16 protein-coding genes are annotated in these 14517 nt (G+C 27.4%); all 16 read right to left on the minus strand.

The genetic code is table 11. The features are described 5' to 3' along the window. Positions 1-2 precede the first annotated feature (2 nt). The 16 genes from AVENP_RS11020 to AVENP_RS11095 all read right to left on the minus strand — a co-directional run bounded on the left by AVENP_RS11020 (position 3) and on the right by AVENP_RS11095 (position 14507). Positions 3-1568 carry a hypothetical protein gene (locus tag AVENP_RS11020; RefSeq protein ID WP_128359375.1) on the minus strand — a complete coding sequence of 522 codons (1566 nt, stop codon included), beginning with the start codon at positions 1566-1568 and terminating at the stop codon, positions 3-5. A gap of 9 nt (positions 1569-1577) precedes the next feature. Beyond that, positions 1578-1868 carry a type II toxin-antitoxin system RelE/ParE family toxin gene (locus tag AVENP_RS11025; RefSeq protein WP_128359374.1) on the minus strand — a complete coding sequence of 97 codons (291 nt, stop codon included), beginning with the start codon at positions 1866-1868 and terminating at the stop codon, positions 1578-1580. Further along, positions 1869-2099 (minus strand): addiction module protein, encoded by a 231-nt coding sequence (locus AVENP_RS11030; protein ID WP_172664295.1) that lies wholly within the window; start codon positions 2097-2099, stop codon positions 1869-1871. Positions 2100-2189: 90 nt separating this feature from the next. Beyond that, a complete protein-coding gene (locus AVENP_RS11035) occupies positions 2190-2750 on the minus strand; it encodes a hypothetical protein (protein WP_128359372.1) in 561 nt (186 codons plus the stop codon). 65 nt (positions 2751-2815) lie between these two features. Continuing rightward, positions 2816-3583 (minus strand): sulfite exporter TauE/SafE family protein, encoded by a 768-nt coding sequence (locus AVENP_RS11040; RefSeq protein WP_128359371.1) that lies wholly within the window; start codon positions 3581-3583, stop codon positions 2816-2818. Between the two features lie 63 nt (positions 3584-3646). Continuing rightward, positions 3647-4567 (minus strand): manganese-dependent inorganic pyrophosphatase, encoded by a 921-nt coding sequence (locus AVENP_RS11045; RefSeq protein ID WP_128359370.1) that lies wholly within the window; start codon positions 4565-4567, stop codon positions 3647-3649. A gap of 252 nt (positions 4568-4819) precedes the next feature. Next, a complete protein-coding gene (locus AVENP_RS11050) occupies positions 4820-5998 on the minus strand; it encodes an MFS transporter (RefSeq protein WP_128359369.1) in 1179 nt (392 codons plus the stop codon). 74 nt (positions 5999-6072) lie between these two features. After that, the gene (locus AVENP_RS11055; RefSeq protein ID WP_128359368.1) at positions 6073-6669 is read right to left on the minus strand and encodes a lactate utilization protein; all 597 of its coding nucleotides are present in this window, start codon (positions 6667-6669) and stop codon (positions 6073-6075) included. A gap of 48 nt (positions 6670-6717) precedes the next feature. After that, positions 6718-7212 carry an asparaginase domain-containing protein gene (locus AVENP_RS11060; protein ID WP_128359367.1) on the minus strand — a complete coding sequence of 165 codons (495 nt, stop codon included), beginning with the start codon at positions 7210-7212 and terminating at the stop codon, positions 6718-6720. Beyond that, positions 7209-8621, minus strand: coding sequence for an aspartate ammonia-lyase (gene aspA, locus AVENP_RS11065; RefSeq protein ID WP_128359366.1), 1413 nt, complete (start codon positions 8619-8621; stop codon positions 7209-7211). Before aspA ends, AVENP_RS11060 begins: the two co-directional genes overlap by 4 nt. 64 nt (positions 8622-8685) lie before the next feature. Continuing rightward, positions 8686-9366, minus strand: coding sequence for a response regulator transcription factor (locus tag AVENP_RS11070; protein ID WP_128359365.1), 681 nt, complete (start codon positions 9364-9366; stop codon positions 8686-8688). A gap of 3 nt (positions 9367-9369) precedes the next feature. Beyond that, positions 9370-10494 carry a sensor histidine kinase gene (locus tag AVENP_RS11075; protein WP_128359364.1) on the minus strand — a complete coding sequence of 375 codons (1125 nt, stop codon included), beginning with the start codon at positions 10492-10494 and terminating at the stop codon, positions 9370-9372. A 107-nt stretch (positions 10495-10601) separates the two neighbouring features. Beyond that, on the minus strand, positions 10602-12044 hold the full coding sequence (locus tag AVENP_RS11080; RefSeq protein WP_128359363.1) for an alanine/glycine:cation symporter family protein: 1443 nt from the start codon (positions 12042-12044) through the stop codon (positions 10602-10604). A gap of 125 nt (positions 12045-12169) precedes the next feature. Then, entirely contained in the window at positions 12170-12865 is a 696-nt protein-coding gene (locus AVENP_RS11085; RefSeq protein WP_128359362.1) for a 5'-methylthioadenosine/adenosylhomocysteine nucleosidase, read from the minus strand. Continuing rightward, a complete protein-coding gene (gene fabD, locus AVENP_RS11090) occupies positions 12858-13787 on the minus strand; it encodes an ACP S-malonyltransferase (protein ID WP_128359361.1) in 930 nt (309 codons plus the stop codon). Before fabD ends, AVENP_RS11085 begins: the two co-directional genes overlap by 8 nt. Before the next feature lie 138 nt (positions 13788-13925). Further along, a complete protein-coding gene (locus AVENP_RS11095; protein WP_128359360.1) occupies positions 13926-14507 on the minus strand; it encodes an FKBP-type peptidyl-prolyl cis-trans isomerase in 582 nt (193 codons plus the stop codon). Positions 14508-14517 lie beyond the last annotated feature (10 nt).

Genomic DNA, 14517 nt, shown 5'->3' on the forward strand with positions numbered 1-14517 from the left:
TACTATCTTTTTGATTTTATTTGACTTAGTGGAAAAGAACTTGTGTCCAAATCGAAATCTTCTAAATCACTATCATTCAACAACTCAGAAATAGCACCTTCGTCTTTTTTATCTTTATTTCTTTCTAAGACTTCTTTTATATTTTCTTCCCATTTTTCTCGTGGGTTTGATGATATGTTTAATTCATTTATTTCTTTTAGTTCAAATTTTCTATGATTTCTCTTTCCTCGAACATCACTATAATAATCATAATATTCATAAGCATTAATAGATATTGTTAATATTAATTTGTAGAAAATTCCTTGTATCAAATCAGTTTGTTTTTGTAATTTTTCTATCGAATAATCTTTCATTTTTCCACCATGAGCAGAATCATTTCTTCCTTGCCAAGCTTTTAATTCTAATTCTCCAAGTGAAATATCTAAATGTTCAAATAATTTTTTTAGAGTGTCTATTTGAGATAATTGATTAAAATCTAGTTTTTTTTCTAAATTTTTCTTATTTTCATCAGTGATATTAAAATTAGAAATTATATTCATAATTTCTTTTCTTAATTCTTTAAATTCTTTTTTTTCAATAATACGATTAGTCCATTTTTCATTATTATTATCAATATATGCTTTTTGTAAAGCTTCTATTGTAGCACCTAATTCTCCACATTTTGTATGAAGAGCAGAACATTGTGCATGCCAATATAACCATGAAATATGATGAAAATCACATAAATCATAATTTCTTAAAAATAGTGTTGCATAGTTAGATAAAACACTAGCCTCTATTATTAAGTTATTAAAATCATTATTTAAAGGTATAGGAAGAAGTGTATTAATTTTAGAAGCTCGATTATTCATGGTATTATAAGGAGTAAACGCTTTATAAGAAACTTTATTCCAATTACTATCATAAAAAGTTTCTTCTAATAGAATTAATATTCTACCAATAAAAAAAGACAATATATTTCTTATCTTGTCCCTCAATTCTTTTGTTGGATTACCTTTATACAATATTGTTCCATTTGTATATTCTTTTTTATTTTCTTTTTTAATATTTTTTAATAAATAAATTTCTTGTTCATCTACTTTTAAAATTAAATTATTTCTTGAAAAACCCATTTGTTCTATATCATCAATTTTAATTTTTGTTTGTTTTTTTATTTTATTATCATCTCTATTACTCCAGAAATGTATATTAGAAATATTATCTACAAATTCAATTATATATTCACTATTTTTGGAAATGTCACTATTCCATTCTATAGACTCAACATAAGCTTCAGAATTTATTTTAGTTTTATTATTAGATATATTAATTGACTCATATGAATAAAAATAAACATTTTTTATTATATACTTTGTTTTTTCTTCTCCTAAAATTGGTATTGAACTAATTACATTACTGTTGCAATTACGAGCTTTATTAGATATTATTATTTCTTGATTTAATATGATATTTAATTCATCATCTCTTTTAATTTTTATGCTATGTTCATCTTTATAATTTTCATCATCTATTGTAAAAGTATTTTCAGAGATAAGCTTATCAAAATTATTTTCATCCAATATAGACATTAATATTCCTTATTTTCTATATTTCCAATAATTCGGTTTTCTATTTAGTTGCATAATTGCTAGTATAATTATTTCATTATCTCTTTGATAATAAATTATTCCAAAAGGAAACCTATTTATTAGGCATCGCCTAATATTAGAATCTAGTATTTGCCATGCTTTTGGGAAAGTTAAAATTCGTTGGATAGTTTGGTAAACCTCACTTGCAAATTCAAGTCCAAGGTTAATTTTACACTCTTCATAGTAATCAATAGAAGCATTTAACTCTATTTGGGCTTCTGGATGAAAGAAGTAAGTCATCTATTTTAATCTATTAGCAATTTTTCTGAAAACCTCATCACCTGAAACTAAAGTTACTTTTGAAGATTCAATTTCATCTTTTCTTTTATTCACTTCTTCTATCCATAAATCATCCATTGATTTATCAATAGGATTGATACTATTTAAGATTTTATCTACAATTTTTGTTTTTAAATCAATAGGTAAAACATCTATTTCATCAAATAATTGTTCTTGTTTTAAAGCTGTCATTTTAAACATCCTTTTTATTATTGCTTTTATTATAACTAATTTTTATAAAGTTCTATTTAGAAAAACAAAAGATTTAAAAGCCTATTTCAACTATTCAAACTCAAAAACATCAACACCCATAAATCGCGTTTTTATTTTTGTTTTTCTACACATATCTTTCTTTTTTAGTTTTGAAGTAAAGGCTTCTTCGAAAAATTCGTTGATTATATGATTTAAACTATGAGCTAAAACATTGTCATCTATTTTTAGATTTTCTACTCCAAATAGATAAGTTTTGTAGATTTGAATAGCGTTGATTTGACAGCTTGTAAAAAGGTCATTTTCATTTAGGATAGTTCTGATTTCTAATTGTTTTGAGTTTGAAAGAGTTGAAACATTATCATTTTTTGTTTGTTGAGTAGTTTCTAATTTTTGAATAATTTTTTTGTACTGACATAACATATCAATAAGTTTATACATTTTTGAAAAATATCGAATTCCGTCATATTGTGTTATGTGGTCAAAAAAAGAGAGGTATTTAAAAGAAGCGATTGTAGGGATTAACTCAAAATCATAGGGACAAGCATCTATAATAGTGTAAATCAACTCTTCACGGTTTGCATTTAGTTGAGCATTGTTGTTTGAGTTGTTTACTTCTATTATTTTATTCATTTTTATCTTTTTAAAAAAGTATTTACTTTATGACTTGCAAATATTGTTCTTTTGAAGATAAAAACCTAACTTATTACCATTTTTACAATATTTGCCAATAACATAAAAACAAGTACAAATATAAGTATTTTTTTGATGAACTCTTCTCCACCTTTTATGGCATAGTGACTTCCCACATAAGAACCAGCTACATTTGCTAAACCTAAAACGATAGCAACTCCCCATAAAACTTTTCCAGCCATTATAAAGGCAATTGCCGAACCTAGATTCGTTGCAAAATTCAAAGGTTTTGTTGATGCTGTTGAAACTAAGTAATCAAGATGTAAATATTTTTTCATAGAAATAGTCATATAAGTTCCAGTTCCAGGACCAATTAAACCATCATAAAAACCAATAGGAGCAGTTGCTAGAATTATATTTTTGTTGTTTAGTTCAGTTTTTTCTTCTATGATTTTTTTACTTTTTTTAAACAAAAAAATCATTGCAACTGGAATAGCTAAAATAATAGCCCATTTAATTATGTCATCAGATACAAACATAACTAATCTACTTCCAATATAAGAAGCAAGTAAACAAGGAATCATTGCAATACTTACAACTTTCCAAGATATTTTTTTACTAAGTGCATATTTAATTGTAGCCATTAAAACACCAACTAAACTAGCCATTTTATTTGAAGCTAAAACATTCAAAGGTGAAATTCCACTTAAAAGTAAAATCGGAACTTGTATCATTCCACCACCACCCGCAATTGAATCAATATACCCAGCAAAAAAACCAACAACAATAAAAGTAATTACCCAAAAAAGAGTAATATCAGCAAAAAGTTCCATAGGGAATCCTAATAAAAATATTATGTAAAAATATAAAAAAGATAGCGATATGCTATCTTTTTTTTAAGCGAATGCAGGTTCTAAGAAAGGAATAATTTGTTTTTTTCTTGATAGACAACCGTCTAACCAAACTTTGTTATCTTCAAGTTTACAGTTAAATGCTTTTTCAAAAATTGAATTATCATCGCTAGCTACAAGAACTTCTGAACCTTCTTTTATAATGTCAGTTAATAATAAAGCAACTGTGTGAAGATTGTTCTCTTCTTTTACTTTTTTAATATCAGCCATTAGTTCATCTTTGATGTCATCAAATACGCTTCCATCAACAACTTCAAGTTGTCCAACACCTACTTTTGTTCCATGCATATCAAAGTTTTTATAATCTCTCATTACAAGGTCTCTGATTGGAGTTCCAATAACTTGTGATTTAACTTTGAACATTTCCATACCAAGAGCACCGAAATCTTCAATTCCACAGATTTTTGATAATTCTCTAACAGCTTTAATGTCTGTATCTGTACATGTTGGTGATTTGAAGATAACTGTATCAGATAAAATTGCACACATCATAATTCCAGCTATGTTTGCAGGAATTTCAACTTTATGAAAATCATACATCTCTTTTACGATTGTGTTTGTACAACCAACAGGTCTAATCCAACACTCTAATGGAGCTGAAGTTGTAATATCACCAAGTTTATGATGGTCAACAATTCCCACGATTGTAGTTTTATCAAGCTCTTGTGGAGCTTGCGCAACATCTGAATAATCTGTGATGAATAACTCATCACCAGCAAATGAAGTTTTTAAAACTGGTAACTCAAATCCAAATTTTTCTAAAATAAATTTTGTTTCTGGATTTGGTTCACCTTGTCTTGCAGGAGTTGCTGGTCTTCCTATTTTATTTAGTAAATATGATAATGAGATTGCTGAACAAATAGAGTCAGAATCTGGAATAATATGTCCACATGTATATAAAGCCATTTTATAAAGTCCTAGTTTAAATTTTTTCCATTTTATCTAAAGTTAGGTTATTTTAATTTTAAAGAATAATTCTTCTATACTGAATACAATTAAAATTAAGGATTTACTATGTTAAAAAATGAACTTCAAGAAGAAGCAACCTTAAACACTATCATAGAGAAAATTAAACTTGGGGGATAATGGTTATGAACTTATATAATTGGATCAAGAGTTAGCAACAAAAGTATTTGTTGACCCAACAAGTTAGATTTTCTAACTCTTATTTGCTTTTAATGTAGTTTCAAAACCCTGCTCTGGTTTATATGGAACTAAAAAAGATAAAATAAATGATAAAAATCCAATAGCTGCTCCAATTATAAAAACTAATGAACTTGAATATAACCAGACCATACCTAATAAAAATGGTAAAAATACTGCTGCTATATGATTTATTGTAAAACTAACAGCATTTGCAGTTGAAATATCTTTTGGATCTGCAATCTTTTGAAAATATGTATTAAGAGCAATGGCCATTGAAAATAAAAGATGGTCAACAATATATAAGAAAAAAGCAAAATATATATTTTCAACAAATGCATAAGAAATAAATACAATAACAAGTCCAATATACTCAAATCTTAAAGTAATTGATTCTCCAACCCGAGCAATAAATCTTCCTATTTTTGGAGCAAAATAAATATTCAGACAAGCATTTACAAAGAGTAAGATTACCATATTATGAATATCTACACCAAATTTCTCTACAAGTAAGAATCCTGCAAATACTACAAATATTTGTCGTCTTGCCCCTGCAAAAAAAGTCAAAATATAAAAAAGCCAATACTCTTTTTTTATTACTAATTTTTTTTCTTGAACAACATCATCTTTAAAATGTTCAAATCCTATCCAAGCTATTATTCCAACAAGAGAAGTACTCAGACCAAAAAAAGCATAAACATATTTATATTCAACACTATAAAATTTCATCATGATAAAAATAACAATAAAAGCTATAAGTGAAGCAAATGATTTGGCTGCACTTAATTTTCCTAAAATAATTGGAGCTTTTTGTTTATCTATCCATTGAAGTGATAAGGATTGATTTAATGTTTCTAAATAGTGAAATCCAATAGACATGATAATAGTTGTAAGATAAAGTCCTGTGGCACTTGGATAAAATCCAGTTAAGAAAACTCCTAAACCCAAAGTTATCATTGAAATATAAGCGAGCCTTTGTTGGGCAATAAATAAAATAACCAATACAACAGTAAAAGCTAAGAAGCCTGGTATTTCACGTAAACTTTGTAAAATACCAATTTGACTACCATTAAAAGAAGCTACTTCTATTACATAATTATTTAGTAGACTCATCCAAGCTGAGAATGAGAATACCATAGAAATTGACATTATATAAAGTAATGCAATTCTTGACTTAAAAAGATTTTTTATCATTATTATTCCATATTTAATTGTTCTAGAATAATAGCTTTAAAAAATAAATATGACTTTAATCACTTCTTTATATTTTAATACCCTAACTCTTCATCAACTAAAATGATGATGATTCTATCTTTATCATCAGCTTTTACCCATGAAAATTTATTTGCAATATTGTCAAGATTATATTTTGGCTCTTTTCCCATTTCTATTGCTTTGTTGTTTATTCTTTCTATATTTTTAATAGCAGCAACTTCCATAACTCTTTTAAAACCTGCTTCAAGATTTTCAACAATTTTATTAATTCCAACAATTACTAAAACATTCTTAGGTCCATAAGAAAATGCAGCAACTCTATTTCCACTTCCATCAGCATTTACAAGTTTTCCATCTTTTGTGATTGCATTTGTACTTGTAACAAAAATATCAGAGATTAAACCTTGTCTTCTTCTATGAGTATTTTCATCCATAGAGATACCATCTTCATATTGATTAAAAACTGTAATATCTTTTTTATTTAATAAATAATCTAATAATCCAATCTCTTGAACACTAACGCTGCCACCAAGACCAACACTCATTCCAGATTTTATATATGTTTTTGCTAATTCAAGAGCTTCTATTTTAGTTTTTACAAAATGCGCGTCATAACCACAATTTTTAAAGCTATTTATTAATTCTTCCACGGGAATAGTCCTATTATTTTAAATTATCATATTATTCAATTATAATACTTAATTCTTAACTAAAAACTGGCCTACACTTCTATCTTTTACTAATTTTGAATGCTCAACTACAACTCCATGCATTGATAAATAAATACCATTTTCTATTGGTGCATTTAAAAATCCAATTGCTTGAGAAAAATTCATAGTTGCTTCAACTTCATCAATACTCATAGGAACCATTGCACCTGTGAAAACTATTTTTTTACCTTGAATTTTATCTTCAATAAATTTTGAAGTTAAATCAACAGTATCAGTTCCGTGAATAATGATAATATTCTCACTTGTGCTATTTTGTATCTCTTTTAAAATAGTCTCTCTATCTTCTTGTGTAAAATCTAAACTATCTTTTGAAACAATATTTTTAATGTCAAATTGTACATTATGGCAAGATTTTACAATCTTGTCTAATGCGATATTATCAGTTGGAACTTCTAATTGTCCTTTGATTGGATTATATCTTTTATTAAATGTTCCACCTGTATTTAATACAGTTATTTTCATTTTGCGTCCTTAGAAAGGTTAGTTACCATATTTTCAGGTCTTAATAACTCATCAAGTTCTTCTTTTGTAAATAACTCTTGCTCTAAAATAATGTCATAAACTCTTTTGTTTGTTTTTAAAGCTTCTTTAGCAAGTGCTGAACTTTTTTCATATCCTAAAATTGGATTTAAACAAGTTACAAGTGTTACTGAATTTAAAATATTTTCCATACAAACTTCTTCATTTGCAGTAATACCTTTAACACATTTTTCACCTAAAGAGTAAAATGCTCTTCTCATCATATTAATTGAAGTAAATAGTTTGTAAGCAATTAATGGTTCAAATACATTTAATTGTAATTGTCCACCTTCACTTGCCATTGCAATAGTCATATCAGCACCAATTACTTCAAAAGCAACTTGGTTTACAACTTCAGGAATTACTGGATTTACTTTTCCAGGCATGATTGAAGATCCAGGTTGCATTGGAGGAAGATTAATTTCATTAAATCCTGCACGTGGTCCAGAACTTAAAAGTCTTAAATCATTACAAATTTTTGATACTTTAATTGCAATACTTTTTAACATCCCAGAAATATGTACAAATGAACCTGTATCTTGAGTAGCTTCAATTAAATCTCCAGCTGCAACATAATCAACACCTGTAACTTCTCTTAAATTTGAAATAACTTTTCTTTGGTATGCAGCTTTTGAATTAATCCCTGTACCAATTGCAGTTGCACCTAAATTAACTTCTCTTAAGTGAGCTTGTACATCTCTTAATCTAAAAATATCCGCATCAATCATAACTGCAAAAGTTTTAAATTCTTGTCCTAAAGTCATAGGAACAGCATCTTGAAGTTGTGTTCTTCCCATTTTTAAAACATCTTTAAACTCAACAGATTTTTCTTCAAAACAATCTCTTAAAAATCTTAATGACTCTTTTAATTTATAAATTAATTCATGAAGAGTTAATTTAATAGCAGTTGGATAAACGTCATTTGTTGATTGACTCATGTTAATATGATTATTTGGGTGAATAATGTCATATGAACTTTTTGGTTTTCCCAAAATCTCTAAAGCTCTATTTGCAATAACTTCATTTGCATTCATATTTGTAGAAGTTCCAGCTCCACCTTGAATTGGGTCAACAATAAATTGGTCATGAAATTTTCCATCAATTATTTCATTACAAGCTTGAACAATTGCATCTTTTTGTATATCAGTTAAGTCACCTAACTCATAGTTAGTTAAAGCACAAGCTTTTTTTACTTTTGCAAGTGATTTTATAAAATTTGGAAACAGTGATATATCTGTTTTAGTAATATTGAAATTCTCTTTTGCTCTTAATGTTTGAATTCCATAATATTTACTTGAATCTATCTCTTTTTCACCTAAAAAATCTTTTTCAATTCTGTGTAACTTTTCCATTATAATCCTCTTAATTAATAATTTATTTATAATAATATACAAGTAAAGTGGCTAAAAAGTAGCTTTACTGTTGTAAAGTATATCCCTCTTGCGGTATATTTTTGATTACATTAACAGGTATCTTATGTCTTAGCTCTTTTATAAACGATTTTAACGCATGTGTAGTCATCTCTTTATCATTCCATAGTTGAAATTCTATCTCTTCATACTTTAAAATAGAACTTCTTTTTTCATATAAAAGCTCTAAAAAATCTTTTTCTCTTTTTCTTAAAGGAATAATTTCATTATTTTTGTAAATTAACTCTCTTTTTTGTATATCTAAAATCAAATCATTACATAAAACTATAGGTTTCATAGTTTTATTTAAATATTTTTCTAATGCAATATTTAATTTTTTTAAATTTAAAGGTTTTAAAATATAGTGATTTATATTTAAATTAATCAATTCCATTAAATACTCTTCATTTGAATAAGCAGTAAGCATAATAATCATTGTTTCAGAATCATTTTTTCTTATTCTTTTTACTAATTCAACCCCATCACAATCTTTCATTTGAATATCACTTAGCACTATTTTTGGTTTGTAATATTCATATAATTCATAGGCTTCATTACCATCTTTTGCTTCATACACATCATCGAAGTAATATTTTAAAGTACTAACTATTGTTTGTCGAATTCCATCATCATCTTCAACACATAAAATTGAAACATCTTTTAACTCTTTTAATAGTTCATTATCCATTTTTTATCCTGCAATTACAATTTTAAAAACTGCACCTTCTTGATTATTATAAATACTTAATTCTCCACCCATATTTCGCTCAATTATAAGTTTTGAGATATAAAGTCCAAGTCCTGTACCTTTTGAAGATTCTTTTGTACTAAAATATGGATCGAAAATAATCTCTAGATTTTCTTCTTTAATCCCACCTGCGTTATCTGATATTTCAAGAATACATAATATCCCTTTTGTATCAATAGTTATATCAATTCTTGGATTTTTTATATCTCTTTCAACTAAAATATCTTTTGCGTTACTTAAGATATTTAAAATAACTTGAGAAAATTCTGTAGGATAACCATATATCTTTTTATCATTATTTATATTGATATTTAGTTCAATACCTAAATTTTTTAAAGTTGCATCAATAATATTTATTGCTCTTGAACAAGCAAGAGAAACTAAAAATTCTTCTTTAATTTTATCAGGTTTATAGAAATTTCTAAAGTCATCTATTGTGTTGGACATAAAATCAATCATTTTATCACTTTTCTCAATTGCAGTTAAAATGTGATTTTCATCTACTTTTTTAAATCTAGTTGCAGTTTCTAGTTCCATTAAAATTCCAGACAATTCACTAAGTGGCTGTCGCCATTGATGAGCTATCATACTAATCATTGAACCAATTCTTGCAAGTTTTGCTTGTTCTAATATTTTTTTATCTTTTTGTTTGGCTTCTTGAATACCACATTGAACTTTCATAAATAAATTATCATTTAAAGCTTTAAGTTCATCTTCTCTATTTTGAACTTGCTTTTTGTATTTTTTTATAACATCTTTAATAATTGAAATCATCAGAAAAGAAAAAAATGCCATAAAAAGAAGAACAACTAAAGTAACAACCATCATAAAATCTAAAAACAACTCTTCTCTTCTCTTTTCTTCCTGAATTTTTTCTTTTACTAACAAATCTAATGTTTGATTATCAATATTTGTTTTAATATAAATTTTTTTATACTCATCTAAATCTAATTGAAAATTACTTTGTGAAAGTTTTAAATTATATGAAATTGAAAGAAAAGATATAAATAAGATACAAAAAAAAGGGATAACAACAGTAAAAAAAGGGATTCCTTCTTTATTAAACATAAAAAACCTTCGGTAATAATTCTAAATCTATAATGTCTAAATATTACTTAAAAGTTTTAGGGGAAATTATAGATATTCCCCCTAAAAGCATAAAAAACTAAATTTATTTAATCTTTCGACTTCTTGTCATTGATATTATCAACTATCTCTTTCCAAGTCTCTTTATCAAAATTAAACTCAACATAATCGTTATATCTAAGAACTGGCGTATTACCCTCTTTTATTTGTCTTTCATAACCTCTAATTAATTTTAATACTGGTTTATATAACAATGTAATAACAATCATATTAATAATTGCTAATAATCCCATAGTTAAATCTGCAAAGGCAAAAATAGAACTTAAATCTTGGAATGAACCCCAAACAACAAGTAAAATACAAGAAATTCTAAAAATATTAAATACTGTAATATTTCCTTTACTAAAGAAATTTAAACTATTTTCAGCTAAATAATAGTTATAAATCATTGAAGAAAAACCAAATAAAAATAGTGCAAATGTAATAAAATATCCACCCAATGGTCCAATATGTTCTATTAAAGCATTTTGAGTTAATAAAATTCCTTGAACACCAGTTACTCCTGGCGTATAAACACCTGATAGAAGAATAATAAAGGCTGTACAAGAACATAATATGATTGTATCGATGAATACTGAGAATGATTGAACTATCCCTTGTTGAACAGGATGTGCAACATAAGCAACAGCTGCAACATTTGGTGCACTTCCAAGTCCAGCTTCATTTGAGAACATACCTCTTTTTGCACCTTGTAAAATAACTGCTCCAATTCCCCCTGCTATTGCAGAACTTGGATTAAATGCCTCAGTAACTATCATTGTTATTAACGATGGGATTTCACTTAGATTTAAGGCAATAACAACAAGTGCAATTAATAAATATCCTAAAGCCATTATTGGAACAATAACTTCTGACATTTTAACAATTCCCCTTACTCCACCAAAAATTGTAATTCCAAAAACAATACTTAATACAATTCCACTTACCCAAGTTGGTAAATTAAATGATGCTTCAAATGAAGTAGAAATAACAAATGATTGAGTTGCATTAAATGCAAGTCCAAAAGTAATTAAAATTAAAATAGAAATTACTACACCTAACCATCTTTGACCTAAACCTTTAGTGGCATAATACGCAGGACCACCTCTATAAACACACGAATCTAATCCATCTTTTTCTTTGTATAATTGCGCTAGTGAACACTCAAAGAAACTTGTAGCCATTCCAACTAAAGCAATAACCCACATCCAAAATACAGCTCCAGCACCACCAAGAGTAATAGCAACAGCAACACCTGCAATATTTCCAACTCCAACACGACCAGAAACACTTAGCATTAATGCTTGAAATGAACTAATATGTCCATCTTTATCATGCACAGTACCTTTTAAAATATTGAACATTTTAAAAAAATATCTAAATTGAACAAATCTAGAACTAATAGTAAAAAAAACTCCAAGAACTGGTAGTAAATATATTAAAATATTTCCCCAGATAAGATCATTTAGAAATGTATTAATTTCTGCAAACATTTTTATCTCCTTTTTATAATATCAAACTTTATCATGTAAAAGAGTCTAAAAGGTGTGTATAATAAGTAAATTTAAAGTAAAAAATAAAAATCGAAATTAATTTCGATTTTTATTAAATAAAGTAGTTATTTTTTTAATTCTTTAACAATTTTTATTAAATAATCAGCAGAATTTTTTGCACTAGATTTTAAAAATTCATCAAAATCAAATCCAGCATCCATATCAGCAGTATCAGAAATAGCTCTTAAAATGAAATATGGAATATTTAAAGCATCACAAACAACAGCAACACTTGCACCTTCCATTTCTAAAGCATCTGCATCAAAAGTTTTTTGAATGAATTCTTTTCTCTCAGTTGAATGTACAAACTGATCTCCAGTTGCAATAGTTCCCTCAATTACTTTTAAATTATTCTCAAGTGCAACTTTTTTTGCAATAGTTCTTAATTCTTCACTTGTTTGAATAAAAACTTTTCCACCAGGAACATATCCATTTGGATGACCAAAAGCTGTAATATCTAAATCATGTTGACATAATTTATCAGCAATTATTAAATCTCCAATTTTAAGCTCAGGATTAATTCCACCTGCAACACCTGAAAATAAAAGAGTATCACATCCAAATTTTTCAATCATAGTTGCAGCCGTTAAACTTGCAAATACTTTTCCAATTTTTGAATATGCAATTACAATTTCTAAACCATCGTAATTTACTTCATAATATTTATTGTTTGCAAATTCAACTGTATTTACATTTTCAAAATATGATAAAAGAGGTTCGATTTCCTCTTCCATCGCTCCCATTATTGCTAATTTAGTCATTTAATTCACCTATTACACTTTCAAGTGATTTCATATCTGAAACATTAATTGTTGCTACTTTTGTAATTTTTTTATTTAAACCTTTTAAAACAGCACCATTTCCAAATTCTATAAATAAATCTACATCATTTTCAAACGCAACAATTGATTGTTTGTATTTTACAGGGCTAGTAAGTTGAGCAGATAATAATTTAATTGCTTCATTTTTTGTTGTATATGCTTGTGCTGTAACATTTGAAATAACAGGTGAAAATTCATCTTTTATAAATTTTTCTAAATATGGATTTAAATTTTCAACAGCACTTGTTAATAATTCACAGTGACTAGCAACTGACATATCTAAAACAATTGCTCTTTTAGCTCCAGCTGCTTTAAATGTATCTACAAGTGATTCTAAATCAGCTTTAAGACCTGCAAGAACAAGTTGTCCATCCATATTATAATTTGCTGGCCAAACTTTTTTGCCTAAAGCTCTTTGCTCTTCACAAATTTTTTCAACAATAGCATCATCAATTCCAACTAGGGCCATCATTCCAGCTCCACCACCAGAACAAGCATCAGTCATAAATAAACCTCTTTTATGCACTAATTCTATTGCATCTAAATAATCAATTCCACCAGCAGATACTAAAGCTGAAAATTCTCCCAATGAATGACCTAAAACAAAGGTAGGTGTGATATCACATTTTTCTTTAAAAATTGCATTTGCAATAGAGCTAACTAATAAAATAGCAGGTTGAGTAAATTCTGTTTTTCCAATATTTTCATTCTCTTCAAATAAAAGTTTTTCAAAGTCAATTCCTAATCTCTCACTAGCTTTTGAAATCATTACTTTTGCTATATCACTATTATCAAAAAAATCTTTTCCCATTCCTATAGTTTGACTTCCTTGTCCAGGAAAAATAAAAGCAACTTTTTTCATTGTTAATACCTCTTTATAAATTAATTAATTTTAATAAAACCATTTTTTAAAGTTAAAATACATAACCCTAAAAAATAATTTTGCCCAAATGTAAGAATACACTCGGGCAAAAAATCATATCTTTTTAAAAAGAAAGTATTAATGACAACCACAACCACCGTGAGAATGTCCATGACCATGGTCATGACCTTTATCTTCAGTTCCACAAGAACCACCACCATGAGAGTGACCACCGCCACCACAACAACCTCCACCCATAGCAGCCATTCCACCAACAACACCAGTTTGAACTTCTTCTTCAGTTGCATCTCTTAAAGATAAAATTGCTACTGAGAACATTAACGTTCTTCCAGCCATTGGATGGTTATAATCAATTGTTACATCAGCGTCAGTGAAAGATTTAACTACAACTTGTACAGTTTCTCCATGCTCACCATTTCCGTATAAAGACATTCCTTCAACTAATTCAATACCTGCAAATTGCTCTTTTGGTAAAACTTGAATAGCTTCTTCATTATACTCACCATAAGCATCAACAGGTTGAACTAAAACATCAGCCTCTTCATTTGCAGACATTTCAATTAGTTTTGACTCAAGTCCTGGAATAATTTGACCTTTTCCTGAAATAAATTCTAATGGAGATTGACCTACATTCGTATCTAATTGCTCACCAGTTTTTGCATCTTTTAATGTATATTCAATACCTATTACTTTTGACATGTTTTTTCCT

The sequence above is a fragment of the Arcobacter venerupis genome, from assembly GCF_013201665.1.
In the GTDB taxonomy this organism is placed as follows: domain Bacteria; phylum Campylobacterota; class Campylobacteria; order Campylobacterales; family Arcobacteraceae; genus Aliarcobacter; species Aliarcobacter venerupis.

What these genes read in the sequence shown, in the direction of transcription:
- AVENP_RS11040 (WP_128359371.1), bottom strand. Translation starts at nt 3,583, where the DNA reads ATGGAACTTTTTGCTGATATTACTCTTTTTTGGGTAATTACTTTTATT.
- AVENP_RS11050 (WP_128359369.1), bottom strand. Translation starts at nt 5,998, where the DNA reads ATGATAAAAAATCTTTTTAAGTCAAGAATTGCATTACTTTATATAATG.
- AVENP_RS11075 (WP_128359364.1), bottom strand. Translation starts at nt 10,494, where the DNA reads ATGTTTAATAAAGAAGGAATCCCTTTTTTTACTGTTGTTATCCCTTTT.
- AVENP_RS11035 (WP_128359372.1), bottom strand. Translation starts at nt 2,750, where the DNA reads ATGAATAAAATAATAGAAGTAAACAACTCAAACAACAATGCTCAACTA.
- AVENP_RS11060 (WP_128359367.1), bottom strand. Translation starts at nt 7,212, where the DNA reads ATGAAAATAACTGTATTAAATACAGGTGGAACATTTAATAAAAGATAT.
- AVENP_RS11080 (WP_128359363.1), bottom strand. Translation starts at nt 12,044, where the DNA reads ATGTTTGCAGAAATTAATACATTTCTAAATGATCTTATCTGGGGAAAT.
- aspA (WP_128359366.1), bottom strand. Translation starts at nt 8,621, where the DNA reads ATGGAAAAGTTACACAGAATTGAAAAAGATTTTTTAGGTGAAAAAGAG.
- AVENP_RS11045 (WP_128359370.1), bottom strand. Translation starts at nt 4,567, where the DNA reads ATGGCTTTATATACATGTGGACATATTATTCCAGATTCTGACTCTATT.
- AVENP_RS11030 (WP_172664295.1), bottom strand. Translation starts at nt 2,099, where the DNA reads ATGACAGCTTTAAAACAAGAACAATTATTTGATGAAATAGATGTTTTA.
- AVENP_RS11095 (WP_128359360.1), bottom strand. Translation starts at nt 14,507, where the DNA reads ATGTCAAAAGTAATAGGTATTGAATATACATTAAAAGATGCAAAAACT.
- AVENP_RS11070 (WP_128359365.1), bottom strand. Translation starts at nt 9,366, where the DNA reads ATGGATAATGAACTATTAAAAGAGTTAAAAGATGTTTCAATTTTATGT.
- fabD (WP_128359361.1), bottom strand. Translation starts at nt 13,787, where the DNA reads ATGAAAAAAGTTGCTTTTATTTTTCCTGGACAAGGAAGTCAAACTATA.
- AVENP_RS11025 (WP_128359374.1), bottom strand. Translation starts at nt 1,868, where the DNA reads ATGACTTACTTCTTTCATCCAGAAGCCCAAATAGAGTTAAATGCTTCT.
- AVENP_RS11020 (WP_128359375.1), bottom strand. Translation starts at nt 1,568, where the DNA reads ATGTCTATATTGGATGAAAATAATTTTGATAAGCTTATCTCTGAAAAT.
- AVENP_RS11085 (WP_128359362.1), bottom strand. Translation starts at nt 12,865, where the DNA reads ATGACTAAATTAGCAATAATGGGAGCGATGGAAGAGGAAATCGAACCT.